This window comes from Novosphingobium sp. MMS21-SN21R (genome assembly GCF_031846015.1).
GTDB lineage: Bacteria > Pseudomonadota > Alphaproteobacteria > Sphingomonadales > Sphingomonadaceae > Novosphingobium.
Window position 1 is genome coordinate 2151405 of record NZ_JAVRDU010000001.1, and the last position, 19448, is coordinate 2170852.

Below are 19448 nucleotides of genomic sequence, written 5' to 3' on the forward strand. Positions count from 1 at the left end.
GCTACGCGTTTCCCACGTTCCCCGCTCCGACCGAAGCAGGCTGCTCACTTGCGGACTGCCATGACAATCTCGCGTCGGGACCGTTGCGGTCAGGCAAACTACGCAATCCTAACGCGAGACCGGTGAATGCCCCCCAGAGGATCCCCGGATCGGGCGATGCCGCCGAAAAGCTGGGCGGTATCAGCATGATCAGCGATGTCCATGAAGCCGCAGCACCAATCGCAGTACGCGGATCGGCAACCGTGACCCAGGTGGACTTGCGCAGGGGCATGAACACGCGGCCCAGATGCCAGACAAAGGCGACCGACCCCAGCACACCCATCGAGCCAAGAATGGCGGTAAGCAGACTTGATGAACGAAAACTGCCGGGGCCAATTCCCAGACCGTTCGATGTGACGAACGCGGCAAGACCCTGCTTGGCCCAGAAGGCGCGCTGGATTGCGGATTCCGTATCGATCTTGCCGACAGTGACTCTGTCTATGACCGCGGCGATCTTCGTTCCGACATCAGGCAATGCCACGGCCAGACCGAGCGCCATCGTCACCATCAGCAGGCCTGCGCCGAGCAAGACCATGAGTTGCCGCGACGAGACTGTGCCCGGCACGAGCAGGAAACGAACGCCGAGGATCAGGCCGTAGCCAGCGAAGCCGAGATAGGCCGTAGATGACGTCGACAGCAGCAGGGCGGTTCCCAGCACTGCCGCTGCAAGCCCGGTCAGCCGTGGTTCGATCCGGCGCAGCCACAGTTCGAACAGGAAGACGAACCACGAAAAGCCGTAAACCGCGTAAATGGCAGGCTCGGCGAAGATGCCGTTCATGCGCGCGATATCGCCCACCGACTGATCAAGCTGCGCGTAAAAGCCGTTGCGGAAGAAGCCGAAGAACCCCGCCAACTGGTCTTTCAAAATCACGCTCAACAGCCCGAGCACCGCATGGACCAACCCGATGATCGCAGCTGCGCGTGGCAGCGCCACTTGCACACGGCCGTCCCTCGTCAGAATCCAGCCGCCAAATGCTGCAAAAAGCGTCGCGAGATAATAGACCGCAACGGTCACGTTCTGGTTGGTGAAATGGAGCGCCTCGACCGCGAAAACGTCACGCGTGGGATTGGGCCGCAACGGCGTGATCAGAATGGCGTTCTGGAACAATCGGGGCAGGACCATCGCGCCGACAACGCCGTAGAGCACGAAGAACACTAGCACGAAATTCGCTTCGATGCTGCGGCCAACGTCGGCCATGCCCGCCTTGCCAGGAACAAGCATACGCGCGACCAAAAACACGATGGCGAGATGCGCAGGCGGAATGGTGGAACCGCCCAGCGCAGGCAGCGAAATCGCAGCCGATCCGCCAAGCAAGGTCACCGCTAGGACAAACAGCATCATCGCCATTCGTGACGCGCTGAACAGCAGGATCACGCCTATGGCGATGACCACAAAGCCGAAGATCGTCAGTTGCACCGCAATGTCTCCTGCGCGGCTGGAGTTCCTGCCAGCACAATGCGATAGCGGTAGGCGATGACAGCCGGGCCGCCGCTTGCGCGCGCCCGAAAACTGATCGTGTCGCCTGCGCTTGCCTCGATTTCACGGGCCATATGCAGACCGCTTGGTGGCACCTGTTCGAACTGCCCCGGCTCGCTGTTGAAAGTGACGCTGAATTTGGCCGCCCCCGTCCCTGAAGGCTTCGGTGCGAGGCAAGCCTCGGCAATGATCCGGGCAGCTTTGCGCACGCTATATTGCATAGCGGCGGCGACCCGCTCTCGTCCGGCTGGAAGGACCATGCCCAAGGGATTGACAGCCAGCGCACCAAGCCTTTGAAAGCCAAGAGTTGTGGCAAATTTGCTGTGTACCGCGCTCAAGCCGACCCGGTCTCTGGCTACTCCAGTCGCCGAGTAGGCCCAGACTGGCGTGGCATAGTCGTAGAGGCTGTCGGCGAGGACTTCGCCGGGGCCAAGCTCCGCCTCTTGCGGGCTTTCGACGATGATCGGCGATGGTCCAACCCGAACCGGGCCTTGCATTGCCCTGCCCGTACTGTCGCGCACCACTGCGCCGGACGGAAGTGACAGCGATCGTGGCGCGCCCCAAAGTACCTCGCGGTCGCCGCCGAACCGGTAGCGATATAGAGCGGGCTCGCCTGTGCTGCGGCGGATGGCAGGCCCCCTGCCCAGCAGGCCCGCCGAGAGCATCCGGAACGTGGCCGCTGCAGGTTTGGGCTCCGCGTTTGCGCCCACGAGGCCCATAGTGGGAAAGGAAGGATCATCGGCCAGCGCGTACCACTGCGCCTCGCGTACGCCTGATGCGCTGAGCAGCACCGCCATACGCAGCAGGTAGTCGGCAGCTTCGGCCTGGTCCGGCGCGGCCATGCCGAATTCGGTGGCCCAGATCGGACGGACCGGGCCATGCCGCGCCATCGCAGAACGCAGTTCGGCCAGTTCCCAGTCCAGCCCTTCAGGCGTGCGGCGGTAGGGATGGACCGCAATACCATCGACCCAACTGAGCAGGCCCTGCGCAAACAGGGCTTCGAGAAAACCGGTGCCTACAGTGTTGACCGACCCGCCGAGCAGAGCGACGCGAGCATGGTGCGGCTTGGTTGCCTGCCACACGGCTTTCATCAGACGGGTATGGCTGCGGGCGCGGTCGCTGGCGGCAAGACCGTCCATCGCACTCGCCCCGTTGATTTCGTTGCCCACTTCGATGGCAGCAAGGCAATTCCTGAAGTGGTCGGCGACATTGGCGACAAAGGTGCCAAATGCGGCCTGCGCCTGATCGGAATTGGCAGTGGCGCCGCTGTCGTAGAGCGGATTGCGTGGATCGATCACGAGCACGACCGGCAGCTTCATGGCACAGAGCCGTGTCACGTGAGCCGAGTTCTGCGGCGTGAATTGGTATTGCCCGCGCCGCGTCTCAACGCGCCGCCAGCCCAGAGCCTCGCGAACCGTCATGGCGCGAACCGCGCCTATCGCTGGCCACAGCCGTTCCGGCCAGCCTTGCGCGAAATGCGCGGTAGCGCCCAGCCGCAATGGCGCGGGCGGCGCTGCAGGGGCCGCGTCGCATCCGGTCGCCAGAACGGTGGCAGCAATTGCGCCAAGGCTGCAACCTCGACGTATCATCGCTGCGCCATGGCCAGTTCAATCGTGGCGCGAACGCCAGCGTCAAAGTGTTCGGGTGCGAAACGTGCCGCGTTGGCGCGTGCGCGGTCCGGATCGAAATGACGCTCCCATGCCTCAAACGCCCGAACCGCCTCTATCAGCGATTCCACGCTCTGTTTGCCAAAGAACAATCCTGTTTCTTCGGGGATGATCGTGTCAACCAGACCGCCCCGGCCATAACCGATCACCGGACGTCCGCTAGCATTGGCCTCGACCGGGACGATGCCGAAATCTTCCTCTGCGGTGAAGATCAGGGCGCGGCAGGTGGCGTAAGCGCGCTTGAGTTCGGCGAAGGACAGTTTGCTCTTGATGGTGATGTTCGGCCCTGCCCGTTGCCGCAGGCTTGCCGCCAGATCGCCGTCACCCACCATCAGCAGGGGCAGGCCCAGCCGGTTGAAGGCGTCGAGCGCAAGGTCGGCACGTTTGTACCGCGTCATCTGCCCCACCCACAGAAAGAAGTCGCCGGGGCTATGCCGCTCAGCATATTCAGCCACCGGCACGGGTGGGTGCACGATGGCGGACTCGCGGCCCCACGCCCGTTTCACCCGGCGCTGGATGAAGCTTGAATTGGCCATGATCGCGTCAACCCGGGCAGCCGACGCCGTATCCCATTGGCGAAGGCCGTGGAACATCAACGGCATGGCGGCGCGTGAGGCAGCGCCAGCGTTTTCATGATAATCGTGGAAATGGTCCCACAGATAGCGCATCGGCGAGTGGCAATAGCAGACGTGCAGCGCGTCGGGCGCCGCGATGACGCCCTTGGCGGGACCGGATTCACTGCTGATCACCAGATCGTACCCGCGCAGATCGAGATGTTCGAGCGCGAGCGGCATCAGCGGCAGGTATTTCTGATAGAGCCGCTTCGCCCAGGGCAGGCCCTGAATGAAGGTCGTCTGCACGCGCCTTGCCCGGATCGTTTCAGACACAGCTTCGGGCACATAAACGTGGGTGAATATGTCGGCGTCAGGGTAGAGATGCAGCAGCCGCTCAAGGACACGCTCGCCCCCGCGCATGCCTACAAGCCAGTAATGGATCAACGCAACGCGTGGCGGCATCACGCCGTCTCGCTGCGGTAATACGACTTGTAGCGATTGTAGAAGGCGGTTGCATCGTTGCCGCCAAGCTGAAGCTTCTTCCGCAAATCGATGCCGTTTAGCGCCACGCCGATGTGCGAAATCGTCTGCAAGGGTAACAGTTTGATCGCTGCGCGGACTGCGCCATCGGTCGATTCCCGCCAGCGCGCGACGATGAGCACGTTGTCGGCAATGGTGACGAGTTCGCGCGCCTCAGCAATCGGCAGCAGAGGCGGACAGTCGAGAATGATCAGGTCATAGCGTTCGCGCAGCTTGGCCACGAGCTTCTGGATGCGGCCTTTCTCGGTAAGGCGCTCGCCTTCGGCGAACGGACTGCCGATGGCAAAGACCGCGACGTTGTCGACCGGGTCAACATGGCGCGCAGCGTCAAGATCAACCTTTTTTCCGAAAAGTTCATGAAGGCCCGGTGCGCCGGCTGGCACGCCGTAGAGACCGGCCACGCTTCCGCGGATGGCGTCTGCATCGATGATCGCAACCCGCTCTCCAGAGAGGCCCGCAACCCGTGCCAGGCTTACCGCCAGCGTTGACTTGCCTTCGCCCGGAAGTGCCGAGGTTATCGCAATCACCTGATTGCGGCTGTTGTTCGACTGCCGCAGCGAAGCGAGCACGCTGCGCACCGATTCCGAATAGATGTCACCGGGGTGGGCGGCAATCGTCTGCAGCGCTGTCGCTTCATGCGGGCTAGCCGAATGGAACAGCGGCACGCCACCAAAGAATGACAGGCCGATCTGCCGCTCGACGTCATCACCGGTTGTCAGCCCGCGGAAGTTTGATTCGGCGAGGATCGCAGCCGCAACGCCAAGCAGAAGGCCCACTGCGGTACCCAGCGCGAGGTTGAGCACCAGGTTCGGGCTGCTCGGCGATCCCGGCACGCGCGCTGACGACAGTATCCTGCTGTCAGCCCGTTCCGCGCCCGATCTGGCCACCACTTCCTTGTAGCGGTTTAGGTAGCTGTCATACAGCGCCTGCGACGCCTGCGCCTTGCGGTTGAGATCATCGAGCGCGATCATCGCGCCGTTGTTCACCGCGAGTTTGCCCGTGGCACCGCCGAGGCTGGCTTCAAGCGAACCCATCCGCGATTCCGATGCGTGCGCTTTTGCCTCGAAAGCCGAAAGAGTCCGGCTCGTTTCCGCGGCGATCTGGGAATCCAGCGCCGCCAACTGGTTGCGCGCGGCAATGAGTTCGGGATTGGTCTCGAGATCCCGCGTTGCCAGATCGGCCACCTTCACCGCAAGTTCGCCCCGTTGCGCACGCAAGGCGGCGATCACCGGCGCAGACTGCGTGTCCCCTGCGGCACCGCCGCCTGCGACGACCTGACGGCGGGCAGCGTTGTAAGCCGCACGGTCGCGCGCGGCATCGGAGCGGGCAATGGCAACCTGTTGATTGTAGGTCGATATTTCCTGCTCGGTCAGCGCGGTGCCATTAGTGCTCAGTAAGTTGTTGGCGATACGGTAGCGTTGCACCGCGCCGAAGTCGGTCTGCGCCTGCACTCGCAACTGCTCGATCCGCGTGCTCAGACTTGCGATAAGCTTCTCATTCTCGGCCTTTTTCGCGCCGACCTGATAATCGAGATAGGTTGCAGCATAACCGTTGGTAATCTTGGCAGCGCGAGCGGCGTCGTCGTCCGTGAAACTGATCTGAAGAGCATAGGCCGTCGTCACGATGCGGCTGATATCCAGCCCCTTGGTCAGGTAATCGATGGCCATCTCGCGGCCCTCGGCAGGCTTGATCGCGCCGGGAACGAGCGAGGCGCCAATGCCGAGCGCGCGTTTTACTGATGCCAGCGGACCGGACTTTGACTGAACGCGCTCCATGAAATCGCTGTCGTCATCAAGCTTCAGCCGGTCGAACACCTGCCCGGCCAGCGCCCGCGATTGCAGGATCTGAATTTCGGTATCGACCTGATCGGTACGCAGGCCTGCGGCGTCGGGAGCGGAATTGGCTGCCTCCTGAATGACTTGCGCGCCGGGCGCAATCGTCCGCACTTCCACCACCGCATGGGGCGTATATTGCCGGGGGATCAGCATCGTCACCAGAACGGCAAGCGCCACGCAGAGCGCAATTACCCGGGCAATCAGCCACAACCGCCGCCTGAGCACGGTGAAGATCGCATCCATGTCGATCCGGTCGCTTTGCGCATCGGAACGAACTGCAAGGAATCCTCCGCTGGACCCGATGGCCACCGCGCTTCCGGAATATCGTTCGGGCAGATTCATTCTTTACGTCCTGTTTGCCGCTCAGAGCCGGCGGGTGAGCGAAATGCTGAAACGTGAGGCGGCAAAGCTGCCGAGAAAGATGGAATTGCCAGCACGGCGGCGATGACCGCCTGCAGAGACGTTCACCTCGGTCGACCGGCCGATGTTCCAGACGACCTGCACCGAACCGTCCTGCCGTGCGCTCTGGCTGCTGAGTTGCGGCTGTGCCGAGGCGGCGGGATAGCGGTCCCACGAAGCGCTACCTTCGAACCGCAAACCGACGTTGCGCAAGACCTCGTAGTCGGCGCGCGCACTGATGGTGCGGGTGATGATGTCGGCCTGCCCCGGCACACCGCTGCCGCGAAACTGCTGGGCTGCGCTGATCCGTAGACTGATGAGGCGCGTGGGATACCAGTCTGCCGCGCCTTCGATGTCGAACCGGCGGGAGCGCACGAGCGCCGAGTTGACGTAGTTACGATCCTGATATCGCAGCCCTGCCTGGACTACGAACAGATGTCCGAAATCCTTGCGTGCCCCTACCTGCAGGCCCCAGGTATCAGAGGCAAAGCTGGGGATACCGGCGGCAAAATCAGTGCCGCTAGCCTGCCCCAACTGCCGGATTCGGCCATAGCTGGGCACCAGATAGACGTCGAAATCCGGTGCCAGCGAATAAGTGACGCGCAGGCGCACACCAGCTTGCGACCGGTTGCGATAGCTCTGTGACACGGCGATGCTGTCCGGCAGGCCGGTCAGGTCAAGAACACCGGGCGCAAGAAGGTCCGCCGGATCGAGCGTCAATGGCCGGTATCTGTCCTGCGTGTATTCGGCATCAAGCAAAACGCTAGCCCGACCGAACTTCATGCCAAGATCGGCACCCGCAGCAAAACGATTGAATAGCGAAGGCCCGAAGCCGAAGTAGTCGAGAACGGCCAAGCCGTTCGCGCCGGGCGGCTCGGCCTGCCTCAGGTATGCTACCCGCCCGGCCACGACAGTATTGCTGCCAAGGTCGATTCTGCCGCGAGTGGCTACTCTGAACTCTTCGCGGTTCAATCGGTGGATCGAGACGAAGCGCGTAAAGCGCGCCGATGCTTCGACCACCAGGGCGTTGCGCGACCAATCGCTCGACACTGCAATGGCCGGTGCCAGATCGAATGCCACGTCACCCACGTCTACAAGGGCCGGATTGATGACCTGCGCCAGCGCACCCGCAATGACATCGGCGGGCAACACGATGCCGAACTGATCAGACAGGTTTCCGACAGCGGTGCCGATCACGGTCAGCAAAGGCAGAGACTGGCCTCGATCGGTCCAATTGTCGTCACTATGCGCCCGCACAGTCACGCTTGGAGCAACGACGAAACTGCCCAGCCTGTGCGGCACAGGCTCATACCCCGGTTGCCTGCGGTTTCCCGCGACGTTCTGGAGAAAATAAGGGCCATCCGGGTTGAGGCCGGGCGTGGTCATGGTTGCCCTTGGCTCTGCATTGCTGCCAAAGGCCGGTCGCGGCAACGCCCCGTCAACAGGTCCGCTGCCAAGCGGCTCGACGATACGGTCCGTGGTATCCGCTGCGCCGGAAACAACGGCCGGTTCCGCTTGCACAGTCAGCGATTGGGTCGCCTGGGCGAGAGCAGGATGTGCAAAGCCCGCAGCAAAAATGAAACTGGCTTTGCGGAAAAACACAGGGAGACTGCTCAATGATGAGAGATAATGCGTGCCTCTATCGAACAGGTTTGTTGCAGTCGGATGAAGGCATTGTAACCTTAGCCCTGCAACTTTAGGCGGTGACCTACGCGTGATCAGAAGGTGTCGATCAATTGGTCACATTTCTGTAACTGCCGCAGACTAGCGGCATTAATCATGCGCGAGCTGATTTTTCTGTCATTGGCCAATGCTTTACCCAGACTACGGATTTGTGACAGCGGGCGTTACCTGCTGTTGCGCCTTGCTGGCATGTCAATTGAGGGCAAATGTCTGGTCTGGGGGCCGCTGATTGTCCGCCCGATTGGCGGTGCCAGGAACATTTCGATCGGGGCTGGCAGTTTTCTCAATTCCAACACGCGTTTCGGCGTGCCCAAATCGCGCGTTATGATTGGCCGCAATGTTCAGATCGGGCCATCGGTTTGCTTCGAGACTGTTTCGCACAGCCTGAAGTATCATCCTGACAGGGGACGCGACGATCTTTTCGGGGACATCGTCATCGAAGATCAAGTGTGGATCGGCGCGGGCGCCATCATTACCAAAGGCGTCAGAATCGGCGTTGGTGCTGTGGTGGCAGCCGGTGCAGTAGTCGCCAAGGACGTCGAGCCTTACACGCTCGTCGGCGGCGTTCCCGCCAAGGTTCTTCGCCGCAATCTTGACGCAGTCGATTGACAGCCCACTAACGGGCGATAACTATCGTAAAAACGCGGGTAACCGAGGCTCTGCGCAAGACGCGGTTCCGCGAAATCGTGCATTGCAAAGTGTAAAATAAACTCTACAATTATAGTTGAGATTTTCCGGAATCGAGTGTAATCCATTGGATACCCATCCCCCTTCGACCGATCAGTCAAACGGATGCGATGGCCCAGACTCTGCGCAGGTGCCTGAAAGTGACGGCGTATCCGATCAGCATGAAGTTCCGGCGATGAACTATGCCCACGTAACGGAGCAACGCCCCGTGTCGCTTGTTGGTTGGGCCGTCGCCGTCGTTATCGGCTTGGCTGGCTGGGCGTTGCTGTTCAGGTTGCTCGGGATTTAAGGTCAGACATCAGACCAATCGTCAGTATGAGCCCTGGGCAGATACTACGGCCGGGATTGTGCGAATTACGATCCCGAGATCGGTAAACAACGATTTGGTCTGGACGTAGTGCACATCCAGCATCACCCGCTCGTGATAGCTGACATCGTTGCGACCGCTGACTTGCCACAGCCCGGTGAGGCCCGGTTTGACGGCGCAGTAGCTGGGAAAGAACCGACCATAGCGCTCAATCTCGGCACGGATGATCGGGCGAGGTCCGACGACGCTCATGTGCCCCCAGATGATGTTGAGCAATTGCGGAAATTCATCGAGACTAAGGCGTCTGACCGCCTTGCCCAACCGAGTGACTCGCGGATCGTCGCGCAGCTTGAAGTCACGCGCCCATTCCTCACGCGATTCCGCGCAATGCGCCATGCGCGCGGCAAACACCTCGTCGGCATTTTCCACCATCGTCCTGAACTTCAGGCACGGAAACATCTTGCCCCCGGCACCTACTCGCTTCTGTACGAAGAACAGCCGCCCCGGGCTGTCAATCTGCAGGGCGATGGCAAGCAAGACCAGAAACGGCAACAGCGCCACAAGCAACAGCGTGGCCGAAACCACGTCGAAAACGCGGATGGCACCCGCCTCGAATGCGCCCAGCTTCGGCTTTGGTGATTCAAAGGTAACGGCTTTGCGCTTCACTCGCGACTGGACGTAGGGGCGCGAATAGTGCGACCGGCCGTCATAATCAGCCAACTCTGTCTGAGCCGCTGCAAAATCGAGATCAAGAGACACTGTCACCCCCACGCAAAAACTCTGCAGCCGCTGTGCAGACCTCTTAGCGACTCGTTAATCGTGGGGTAGGTAGTCTCCGTGAAGCCGCCGTTACACCTTAGTTACGGCCACGCCGTGCTGCACAATCAAGGCCCTGTTCCGCGCCTGAATTATCGTTCAATTTCAAAATATTCGTTCGCCGATCCGAACGGTGTCGCCCGGTTGCACTGCAGAACCGCTTTCGAGTGCATACCCAACCTCGCTCGGCTCAGTGTCCCGGCGGATATAGACGCGCTTCTTGTCGGCACGGTAACTGAACCCGCCTGCGCGCGCGACGAGCGAATAGACCGTCATGCCTTCCTCGAACCTGAACTCACCCGGCGCCCCCACCTCGCCCAGCACATAGACCGGGCGGAAATTGACGATCTCAGCAGAGACTTGGGGATTGCGGAAATAGTCACGGGCAAGCACGGCTTCGAGTTCACTGCGGAACTGCGCGATGGTGAGGCCCTGCACTTCCATCGTGCCGACCAAAGGCAAGGAGACGTCGCCGTTTCCGCTGACCGCGAACTCACCCGTGAGCGCTGGCTGGCCGTAAACCGCAACCTTGATACGATCGCCCCGGCCCAGGTAATAGCTCGATTGCGATACCAGCGGTGCCGGCGGAAGAACTTTGCCCGCGCATCCCGTCACGGACATCAACAGGAGCAGGGAAGCGGCCAGACGCATTGTCATTCTCCGGTATCAAGACCCTTGCGCCTCTATTGGAATCGTTTGTCAATAAAATGACATGTCTGTTGCTTCGAAAAGAAATATTCGGCGTCTAAGCGGCAGAACGGACATGCGATTCATTCCATTCCCAACTGTCGTTACTGGAACCATGGTCGCCGTGGCATCACTACCTGTGCCCGCAAATGCCAGCCCCGCCGCATCTGCACAGATCAGCGCGGTTACGCGCTTCTCGGCTCAGAGCGACGAGCGTGAATGTCTCGCAACGGCAATAGCTTACGAAGCGGGATATGAGCCTGTCGACGGCCGCCGCGCAGTGGCCGATGTCATCCTCAACCGGACCCGCAGCGGCCGTCATCCCGCCACGATCTGCGGGGTCGTCTATGAAGGGTCGGCGCGGCGGACCGGTTGCCAGTTCACCTTTACCTGCGATGGCTCGCTGCGCCGCCGCCTGCCCGACCGGGTAGTCGACGAAGCCCGCCGCATTGCCGACGAGGCCCTTGCGGGGATAAGCCCCTCGCAGATCGGCGGGGCGATCAACTATCACGCCGACTACGTCAGTCCTTACTGGGCGCCTTCGATGTTGCGGGTGGCCAAGATCGGGCGGCACATTTTCTACCGGCCTGCTCGCGGAACGTTGAGCGCACCCCTGCGCTATGATGTTCCCGCACGCACTGCCGCGCTAGATCAGGCAAGGCCAACGGCGTTCGCACCGTGGGGCATCAGTCTGGCAAAGCCCGACTAGGCGTTCAGTCCACTTTGCGCAGAACGTAAGGCCGGGCGCTGGAGCCGGTCAGTTCGACCAGCGTGCGGCGGACGGCGTGCGCTCCATCAGGCATGGTTGCATCCACCGTAACGGTCAACGGCCTGCCCACCAGCCCGCCTTCCACATTGAACGAAAGCGCGGTTACCTGCCCCGCCAACTCGCGGGCGCGTTCGATCTGCGCGACGGGGTCTTCGCCGTCCTCGCTCATCACGGCAATGGCGTCGAGCGAGGCGTAGCGCGGCTCGAACGGACCGCCGCCCCAGTGCAGTGTAATAATCGGGCGCAGGCGATCGACAAGCGCAGCATCGAACCCGCGAATGGCGCTGAGTTCCTCTACTGAAACAAGTGGCCCGTTGCGCGGCACGATTCCGCGCGACACGTACCAGTCGCGCTCGGCCCCGAAGGCACGCAACTGATCGTCCTCGTCGAGCCAATCATTCAGCGAGTCGGTTGCGATGGCCAGACGCTCGCTGCGCAGTCCGGCACGTTCCAGCAAGCGCTGGACCTGGGTTTCTTCAAGCAGGTTGATTGGCAGCTTCCCGCGTTCATCCTCGATCCGGATCGCAAGCTTTGCTGGCCCGAACGTCTCGTTGCGCACCCGCCCGTCTATCGGCCACGCCCCGAGCGCCCCGCTGCCTGCCAAGCCGCGCAGTGCCATGGCCAGTCCCGCGTCGGCGGCCGCACCGGCTTCGGCCCGGTCCCGCTCGGCTCCCGCCATCACCACGCCGCCGCGTGTGCCCGTGACCAGAACCAGCGCAAGCGAGGCAAACAAGGCGATAGCGGCCACCGCAGCAACCATTGCGTAACCGCGCTCGCCGGGCGGCAGTTGGCTCACGGAATGGTAGCAGGCGCGGATGTCTCTGCCCCCTTGCGCTCGCGCTTGGATGGCTTTTCCGGCGGTTCGATCCGGATACGGCTTTGCAGTTCCTGCGTCATCTCCTGCGCCTCCTCAGAACTGCGGATGACGCGCGTCTTTATCAGAACGATGAGTTCGGTCTTGTCGCGCGTTCGCCCATGGTTGCCGAACAGCGCGCCCAGAATCGGAATTTGGGAAACGACGGGGATGCCATTCCTGTCGACGCTCAGCGTATTTCGGATCAACCCGCCCAGTGCAACGACATCACCATCCTGCACGGCCACGGTCGTCGAAATCTTGCGTGTCGAGATCGTGGGAGAATTGATCCCTGACGAGTTGGTGTTCTTTACCGAACTCACCTCCTGCGCGATGTCCAGCGTGACCAGGCCGCTCTCGTTCACGCGCGGGGTGATCTTGAGGATGACGCCCGTGTCACGGTAATCGACCGAGTTGACCGTGGCCGAATTGCCGATGTTCGAAGTTGAACTTTGGGTAAGGATCGGCACCTGATCACCGACTTGCAGCGCGGCGGTCTGGTTGTTGAGCACGACCAGCTTGGGCGCGGAAACGACGTTGATCTTGGTCTTGGACTCCAGCGTATTGAGAACGGCGGAGATCGATTGCCCGTGAGTGAACAGCAGCGAAAATCCGGGGCTCTGCCGCGCAAGAGCCAGCGAGTTGGCGCTATCGGTCTGCGTGCCGTTGAAGGTGTTCGAGCCCGAGGAACCAGTGAAATTCCATTGCAGGCCGTAGCTGAGATTGTCGTTCAGACTGACTTCGGTAATCGCAGCTTCGATCAGCACCTGCATCGGCGCGATGTCCAGCTTTCGCAGGGCCTCGAGCACGATTGCATATTCGCGCGGCGTGCCAAACACGACAATAGCGTTGTTGTTGTCATCGTTGGTGATCGTCGCACCAATCCGCGCGCGACTGGTGCCACTGCTTGGGCTGATTGCCCCGCCCGGCGCGGGCTGCTGGGGCGATGGCCCGGCGCCGCCGGCATCGCCTGACGACTGACTGCTTGCTGCTGAATTGCCGCCTGCTCCGCCGTCGCTCATGCCGAACGCTGCATTCAGCGTCCGTGCGAGATCCTTCGACCGCCCGTTCTGCACACGATAAACGAACATCCGTTCTTCGTTGTTCTGCCCTTCGCGGTCGAGGATCTCGATCCAGCGATTTACGTCGGCCAGGTATTGCGATTGCGCCGAAACCGCGAGTATGCCGTTGAGGTTCTCCATCGCAATCAGCCGTACCAGACCGCGTGTCGGGGAATCCGCCGCATTGATCAGCTTGTCGAGTTCCGGAACGATGATCCGCGCATCGGTGCGCTGCGGCACGAACAGCGCGAACGACATGTTGCGCAGCCAGTTGACGTCAAACTGCTTGAGGATCGCCCGCGCATTGGCGCGTTGGCCTTCGGTGCCGGCCAGCGTCAGGGTATTGGCCACAGGATCTGCCAGCACGACGACACCCGGAAGGATCGGATCGAGCAGCGCTTTCATCTGCACCGCACTGACAAATTCCAGCCGTTCGATCTCGTTGCCGAAACCGGGACGTCCTTCCCCGGCGCCTGCCGCACCGGAAGCCCGCGCGGCATCGAACGACATGACGGTATAGCCACCGTTCTGCCGGACCAGCGCGAGACGAGACACGCGCAAGGCTTCCTCGAACAGTTCGAGCACGGAACTGCGCGCCACCTTGCGCGGTGTGACGAGTGTAACCTGCCCGCTTGCGGAAGGCGCGACGGTATAGGGCATACGGAGAATGTCTCCGAGCACCGCCTGCGCCACGACGCGGACGTCGGACGCCGGAAAGTTCAGCGCAATGTCACCTGCGCGCGGCTCGAACGTCTGCGTTCTGGGCGGGACCGGCAGTTGGCCTGTGCCCGTCACGACCGACGAGCGGACCTGCGAATCGGCGGGCGGACCGTCGATCACGGCGGTTTGCGCAGCTGCGTTGATCGCGATCGAAATCGCAGCCGCGGAGACGAGGACGCTGCCGATGGTACGGCGCGGAGATGGGCGTTTCATTATTCTGTTTCCTCATCCGCCGAGGCAGTTTGCGTCGCCTGACCGCCATAGGCCACGTCAAGGCGTTCCGAACCGCGCCCGAACCGCGCACCGCCGGTGGTCAGGCCCAACAGCCGCCAGCCGTTGATGCTGCCGCCCGGAGCCAGACGCGAAATGCGACCACCGGGCACAATCACCATGGCATAGGCGCGCCCGCCCACCGACACGCTGCCCGCCACCACCGCCCCGCCAAGCGGCCCTGCAGAAGCGCCATCCGGGCTGCCTCCGGCTGAACGCAGGGGAGAGAACACATCGTTCTCGACGATCAGCTTCGGGGCGATGGCATTGCCCGCCACTAACGCTTGGGCGACAGTGTTTCTGCCTGCGCCAAGCGCTGGCTCAGGCAGTTCAACCGGCGTGACGATCATGAACTGCACAACCAGCAGCGCCGCCAGCAACAGGGCCAGCAGCGCAGGCAGCAGGCTGCCGTCTTCACGACGCGGCAGGGGCAAAGGGAACGGTAACTTCAAGCTGCACATCCAGTGGTTCGGACTTGTGGGAGGCGAGCGCCGCGTCGGCGTTGAGACCGACCGGGCTGACGGAAAGAAGCGGTGGCTCGTTCTCGAGCCTTTCGAGCAACCTGGTGAAGGCGCCGAGCGACATCCGCGCGCTCGCCCTCGCCACGATCATGTCCTTGCCCGAAGCTTCATGCTCGATCGTGCGGTACTCCGCGCCGACGGCTTCGATGGAACTGCGCAAACGCTCCTCCAGCGCGGCACCGGCGATTCCTGCGTTCGGTGCAGCGGCGACGAAGTGGCGCTGAGCCTCTTCCTGCGCTCGTGCCTTGCGCCGCAGCCGGGGAAGATAAGCGATTTCCTGATCGAGCTGGCGATACTCCTCGGCCAGCAGTTCGCGCCGCGCCGCGCGTTCCGAGAAGCCCGAGACAAGCGGGGCCGCGACCAGGTTTACGAATAGCGCGACCAGAGTGACCAGCAATCCACCAGCCACCAGCCGCCGTTCGCGATGAGACATCACGCGCATGGGTTCATCGCCTTCATCATGACGCGCTTCGCGCACGGGCGGTTATGTCGAAAGGCTGCCCCACCGGTATCGCCGCCTGCACCTCGGAACTGGTGTTGCGCACATCCTCGAACAGGCCGGAATCTCGGAAGGCTTTGACCATATCGCCAGACCCGCGCCGATAGCCCGAGATGCGCAGCGTGCGCCCGTCCCAGGCAAAGCGCTGGATCCAGGCGTCAGCGGGCAGAACCTTGCTGACGATAGCGAGCGGAACCAGCGGATCGCTGTCACGGCGGCGCGCGATGGCTTCGCGGACAAGCCTTGTGCGCCCCTCCAGCCGCTCGGCCGCACGCCGCGCGCCGAGGGCAAGCGGACGCCGCTCATCGACGATTGTCTGAAGCCGTTCGACATGATCGACGTCGCGCCAGACCAGCGTTGCCAGATTGAGCGCCATCAACAACGCGGCAACGCCCCACCACACCATGCGCGAAGCCGGTTCGCGCGAAACCAGGCCTGCTGTTCTTGCCGCCGGGAGAAAGTCCAGCGTGGCTGCGGGTGCGTCCGCCCGGAGCGCCACTGGCACCACTCCGCCTTGACCAAGTTGCGCCAGCAACGCCGCAACGCGGTGGCGCGAAATCCCGGCGACCGTTACCCGCTGCTCGGTATCGCCGCGCTTTGCAGGTGCAGCCGCGATCAGCATCCGGTCGGCAGGAAGCGGCATCAACCGCTCAGCCTCAAGCGCGATCATCGCGTCGAGATCGCTACGCGCCATGGCAGGAAGCGAGAGCTGACGCACAAGACAGACGCTGGAGGGCAAAACGATTTCGGCGGGGCCGAAGTTCTCCGGTGCTGGCTGGCCCGTTTCGGCAACCGTCAGCGTTTCGCTCCCGTCCCACAACAACCGGGGCTGCCGCCGGACGAAGCTGCGCTGCACGCGTTCGGGTACCATGTCGGCCAGTTCCGCCAGCCACCAGTTCAGGCCGCCCCGCGCCCATTCGAGGAGCGTTGCCATGTCGGCATCGAGGATCGACTTCGCCTTCATGAGCGCGCCTCGCACCGGCCCGTCACGCGGTCGATCCGGCAAGTGCTGCTGGATGTCGCAGCAGGCCGCACGATCAGATCAGGCCATATGCGCCGGTCGCCGTCACGAAATCCGATGGCGATACGCACCAACGCGGGCGGTTCGGTCCGGTCGTACCACTCCGGCTGCCAGCGCTGTTCGGTGCCACCGGGAACCGGGCCAAAGTAGCTGATGGCGAGCCTGTCGACTGCCGGGAGTAGCACTACAGGTTCCCAGCCGATGAGGTTGCGCGCATCAAGCTGAATCCGGTCGTCCAGCGCCTCGGCCGCATAGAGCACAAGATCACCGCTGGCGGTCAGCAACAGACGGTAGCGCTTCGGCGTGGCCAATGCCGCATTGCCGGGTGGCGGCGAAAACAGCGCCAGTTCGTGTTGCGATCCGCGCAGATCGATGACGCCAGAGCCGCTATCGAGACGCGGCAAGGGCTGGAGCCGCTCGATCAATGCGCGCAAGCGGGCCTGCGCGGTCACGATCTTGTCGGCATTGGCTTGCCGCACCTGCCGGGTAAGCGCAAAAGACGTCGGCGTTGCGATGGCCGACAGCAGCAGCGCAGCCATCATGCCGACGATTGCCAGCGTGACCAGCGTTTCGAGAAGCGTGAAGCCGCGCTCGTGCTTGCCAGAGCGTGCAGCGATCATTGGATGGCCCGCAAGCTTTCGAGCGACATGACCGGACGTAATGAAGGCGGCGCACTAACCGCAACTTGCACGCGCTCAAGCGTGAGGTTGCCCGAACGCGCGCCTTGGTCCCACGGCTCGATGGAAACCGTCCAGTGCAATCCCGCGCTGTCGCCTTCGTCGCCAGAGCGGATCGCCCCTGCCTCGGCGGCTGCAAGCTGCGATTGCGCCACCAGAACCGCAATCCGGCGCGCTTCGATCCCGCGCGACGCCTCAATCGACCCGGTGAGCGTCTGATAGAACAGCCCGGCCATTCCAGCGATGATCGCCAGTGCAACCAATGCCTCGACAAGCGCGAAGCCGCGTTCCTCAGGGCGTGGCTTGATCATTCGACCAGCCCGTCGGCGCGGACGACAATGCGTCTCTCGGTCCCGCGCGCGCGCAATGCCACCTCGCCCGCCAGCGCTTCGCCGCCCGGATAGAATGTGAGGCCCACCGTTGGCAATGTGATCGTGACGGACTTTGCTGGCGCCGCAGCAAAGACAGTTCCTGCCGCAGACAGACTGCCGTCCTCGAGCCGCACAAGCTGCACGCGCTGTCCGCGCGAAATCGCCAGCGCGCGCGCCGACCGCACGGCGTAGCGCGTGTCGGTTACCGCACGGTCGAGTTCCAGCCTGTCGAAGCTACTCTGAACCACCGGAAAACCGATGGACGCAACGAGGCCGACGACTGCCAGCGTCACGAGCATTTCCAGGAGCGTGAAACCATCATCACCAGTTCCCGACATCTTTTGCCTCGCCCGTGCCTCCGGGCGCCTTGTCGGAGCCGAGCGTATAGACGTCGAACTGGCCGTGTTCGCCGGGCACCTTGTAGAGGTAGGGATTGCCCCAAGGATCGATGATCGTGCTGGCCTGCGGCAGGTAAGGCCCATTCCAGTTGACCCCGCCTGCTGGCTGCTTGACGAGGGCATCGAGGCCTTGCTCCGGTGTCGGATAGCCGCCTGCGTCGAACCTGTAGAGTTCCAGCGAGGAGGCGACGTTCTTCACCTGCACCGCAGCGGTCTGCGTTTTCGAGCTGCCAAGGTAGCGGATCACCTGCGGGCCGACGATGGCATAGAGCAGCCCGATAATGGCAATCACCACAAGCAGTTCAAGCAGCGTGAAGCCTGCGTCCCTCGCTTTTCGGATATCGGCGGGTTTGGCGGCAGTCAGTTTGGTCATGTCGAAATCGCCAGATCGTTGAAGCCAAGAATTGCGGACATGATCGAGGCGATGATCCCCGCCACAACCATGCCAAGAAGCGCGGTGACTATCGGCGTCGCCAGCGCGATGGCGCCCTGCGTGCGGCGCATCACATCGCGGTCGAGCACGTCGGCCAGCGAAAGCAGCATCGGCCCGAGCCGCGCGCTTTCCTCGCCGGTGCGAAAAAAGCCGATGGCCAGACGGGGCAGCACGCCTGCCGCTGCCAGAGGCGCAGTCACCCCGCCGCCTTCGCGGATCCCGCTCGCCACCTTGCCGATGGCCACTGCAATTGTGCGGTTGCCAATCGTGCGTTGCGCCAGCGAAAACGCGGCCGGCAGCCCGACATTGCCTTCGACCAGCGCGCCCAAGGTCCGGGCAAAGCGCGCGGTTTCAATCCGGCGCACCAGTTCCCCCAATTGCGGGACCGTCAGCACCAGCCGGTCGGTAACCTCGCGCGCCTCAGGCCGGGCGAGCGATACGCGCGCAGCGGCTATCGCACCAACCAGCACCAGCAACAGCAGCAGGCCATGGTCGCGCAACCCCCTGCTCGCGCCCATGACGATCTGCGACGACAGGGGCAAAGGCGCTTTTGATGCAGCGAAAACGCTTTCGAACTGCGGCACGACGAACAGCAACATCAGCAGCGTCACGCCCACCGACACCACGGTCAGCATCGTCGGGTAAAACATGGCCGAACGCACTGTCCGGCGAAGTTCTGCCTGCGCTTCGAGCATCTCGGCCAGCCGCGCCAGTGATTCCGCAAGCCGCCCATTGGCTTCGCCCGCCTCGGTCATGGCAACTTCGCCGGGGCCGAACAGTTCAGGCCGTGTCTCGAATGCGCGCGACAGCGGCATGCCTTCGCGGACAAGGCGCAGGATATCGGTGAGTTGCGCGGCGATTGCAGGGCTTTCGATGTTTTCGATGGCCAGTGCCAACGCCCGTTCCAGTTGCAGCCCAGCCCCCAGCAGGACCGATAGTTCGCTGATGATGGTCGTCGCCGCCGCGCGCGATTTCGCAGCCGATGCACCCCTTCGCGCAGTCGTCGTCCGGCCCGGTCCGCTGGCACTTGCGGCAATGGACACCGGCAGCAGTCCCAGCCTGCGCACGCCCATCGTGGCTTGCGTCAGGTCCGGCGCATCAATCGTGCCAGTACGGGCGGCGCCGCCCCGCTCTATCGCCCGGTATGCAAAACTTGGCATCGCC

19 protein-coding genes are annotated in these 19448 nt (G+C 62.8%); 2 read left to right on the plus strand and 17 right to left on the minus strand.

Features of this window, described 5'->3' with window-relative positions:
* Position 1: 1 nt before the first annotated feature.
* The 5 genes from RM192_RS10350 to RM192_RS10370 are packed head-to-tail and all read right to left on the minus strand — an operon-like array spanning position 2 to position 7897.
* The gene (locus tag RM192_RS10350) at positions 2-1456 is read right to left on the minus strand and encodes a hypothetical protein (RefSeq protein WP_311507457.1); all 1455 of its coding nucleotides are present in this window, start codon (positions 1454-1456) and stop codon (positions 2-4) included.
* On the minus strand, positions 1447-3105 hold the full coding sequence (locus tag RM192_RS10355) for a glycosyl hydrolase (RefSeq protein WP_311507458.1): 1659 nt from the start codon (positions 3103-3105) through the stop codon (positions 1447-1449). Before RM192_RS10355 ends, RM192_RS10350 begins: the two co-directional genes overlap by 10 nt.
* On the minus strand, positions 3102-4199 hold the full coding sequence (locus tag RM192_RS10360; protein ID WP_311507459.1) for a glycosyltransferase: 1098 nt from the start codon (positions 4197-4199) through the stop codon (positions 3102-3104). The genes RM192_RS10355 and RM192_RS10360 overlap by 4 nt, the downstream gene beginning before the upstream one ends.
* Entirely contained in the window at positions 4199-6454 is a 2256-nt protein-coding gene (locus RM192_RS10365) for a Wzz/FepE/Etk N-terminal domain-containing protein (RefSeq protein WP_311507460.1), read from the minus strand. The genes RM192_RS10360 and RM192_RS10365 overlap by 1 nt, the downstream gene beginning before the upstream one ends.
* Positions 6455-6475: 21 nt before the next feature.
* Positions 6476-7897 (minus strand): outer membrane beta-barrel protein, encoded by a 1422-nt coding sequence (locus RM192_RS10370; protein ID WP_311507461.1) that lies wholly within the window; start codon positions 7895-7897, stop codon positions 6476-6478.
* 393 nt (positions 7898-8290) lie between these two features.
* Between RM192_RS10370 and RM192_RS10375 the strand changes: the two genes are divergently transcribed.
* Positions 8291-8803, plus strand: coding sequence for an acyltransferase (locus RM192_RS10375; RefSeq protein ID WP_311507462.1), 513 nt, complete (start codon positions 8291-8293; stop codon positions 8801-8803).
* 388 nt (positions 8804-9191) lie between these two features.
* Here RM192_RS10375 and RM192_RS10380 read toward each other — a convergent pair whose 3' ends face one another.
* Together RM192_RS10380 and RM192_RS10385 are read right to left on the minus strand one after the other, a co-directional pair.
* Positions 9192-9947: a sugar transferase gene (locus RM192_RS10380; protein ID WP_311507463.1), complete on the minus strand. Its 756-nt coding sequence runs from the start codon at positions 9945-9947 to the stop codon at positions 9192-9194.
* A gap of 162 nt (positions 9948-10109) precedes the next feature.
* Complete coding sequence (locus RM192_RS10385; RefSeq protein WP_311507464.1) at positions 10110-10661, minus strand: polysaccharide biosynthesis/export family protein; 552 nt, start codon at positions 10659-10661, stop codon at positions 10110-10112.
* A 154-nt stretch (positions 10662-10815) separates the two neighbouring features.
* Between RM192_RS10385 and RM192_RS10390 the strand changes: the two genes are divergently transcribed.
* Positions 10816-11400: a cell wall hydrolase gene (locus tag RM192_RS10390; RefSeq protein ID WP_311507465.1), complete on the plus strand. Its 585-nt coding sequence runs from the start codon at positions 10816-10818 to the stop codon at positions 11398-11400.
* Between the two features lie 4 nt (positions 11401-11404).
* Here the strand turns inward: RM192_RS10390 and RM192_RS10395 are convergent, their stop codons facing one another.
* The 10 genes from RM192_RS10395 to RM192_RS10440 are packed head-to-tail and all read right to left on the minus strand — an operon-like array spanning position 11405 to position 19444.
* Positions 11405-12256, minus strand: a complete 852-nt coding sequence (locus RM192_RS10395; protein ID WP_311507466.1) for a type II secretion system protein GspK — start codon at positions 12254-12256, stop codon at positions 11405-11407.
* On the minus strand, positions 12253-14307 hold the full coding sequence (gene gspD / locus RM192_RS10400) for a type II secretion system secretin GspD (protein ID WP_311507467.1): 2055 nt from the start codon (positions 14305-14307) through the stop codon (positions 12253-12255). Before gspD ends, RM192_RS10395 begins: the two co-directional genes overlap by 4 nt.
* A complete protein-coding gene (locus RM192_RS10405; RefSeq protein WP_311507468.1) occupies positions 14307-14798 on the minus strand; it encodes a hypothetical protein in 492 nt (163 codons plus the stop codon). Before RM192_RS10405 ends, gspD begins: the two co-directional genes overlap by 1 nt.
* A complete protein-coding gene (gene gspM / locus RM192_RS10410; RefSeq protein WP_311507469.1) occupies positions 14779-15327 on the minus strand; it encodes a type II secretion system protein GspM in 549 nt (182 codons plus the stop codon). The genes RM192_RS10405 and gspM overlap by 20 nt, the downstream gene beginning before the upstream one ends.
* A 16-nt stretch (positions 15328-15343) precedes the next feature.
* The gene (locus tag RM192_RS10415) at positions 15344-16348 is read right to left on the minus strand and encodes a hypothetical protein (protein ID WP_311507470.1); all 1005 of its coding nucleotides are present in this window, start codon (positions 16346-16348) and stop codon (positions 15344-15346) included.
* Entirely contained in the window at positions 16345-17025 is a 681-nt protein-coding gene (locus RM192_RS10420; RefSeq protein WP_311507471.1) for a type II secretion system protein, read from the minus strand. The genes RM192_RS10415 and RM192_RS10420 overlap by 4 nt, the downstream gene beginning before the upstream one ends.
* The gene (locus RM192_RS10425) at positions 17022-17393 is read right to left on the minus strand and encodes a type II secretion system protein (protein WP_311507472.1); all 372 of its coding nucleotides are present in this window, start codon (positions 17391-17393) and stop codon (positions 17022-17024) included. Before RM192_RS10425 ends, RM192_RS10420 begins: the two co-directional genes overlap by 4 nt.
* Complete coding sequence (locus tag RM192_RS10430; protein ID WP_311507473.1) at positions 17390-17791, minus strand: GspH/FimT family pseudopilin; 402 nt, start codon at positions 17789-17791, stop codon at positions 17390-17392. The genes RM192_RS10425 and RM192_RS10430 overlap by 4 nt, the downstream gene beginning before the upstream one ends.
* Positions 17775-18224, minus strand: a complete 450-nt coding sequence (gspG, locus tag RM192_RS10435) for a type II secretion system major pseudopilin GspG (RefSeq protein ID WP_311507474.1) — start codon at positions 18222-18224, stop codon at positions 17775-17777. The genes RM192_RS10430 and gspG overlap by 17 nt, the downstream gene beginning before the upstream one ends.
* The gene (locus tag RM192_RS10440; RefSeq protein WP_311507475.1) at positions 18221-19444 is read right to left on the minus strand and encodes a type II secretion system F family protein; all 1224 of its coding nucleotides are present in this window, start codon (positions 19442-19444) and stop codon (positions 18221-18223) included. The genes gspG and RM192_RS10440 overlap by 4 nt, the downstream gene beginning before the upstream one ends.
* Positions 19445-19448 lie beyond the last annotated feature (4 nt).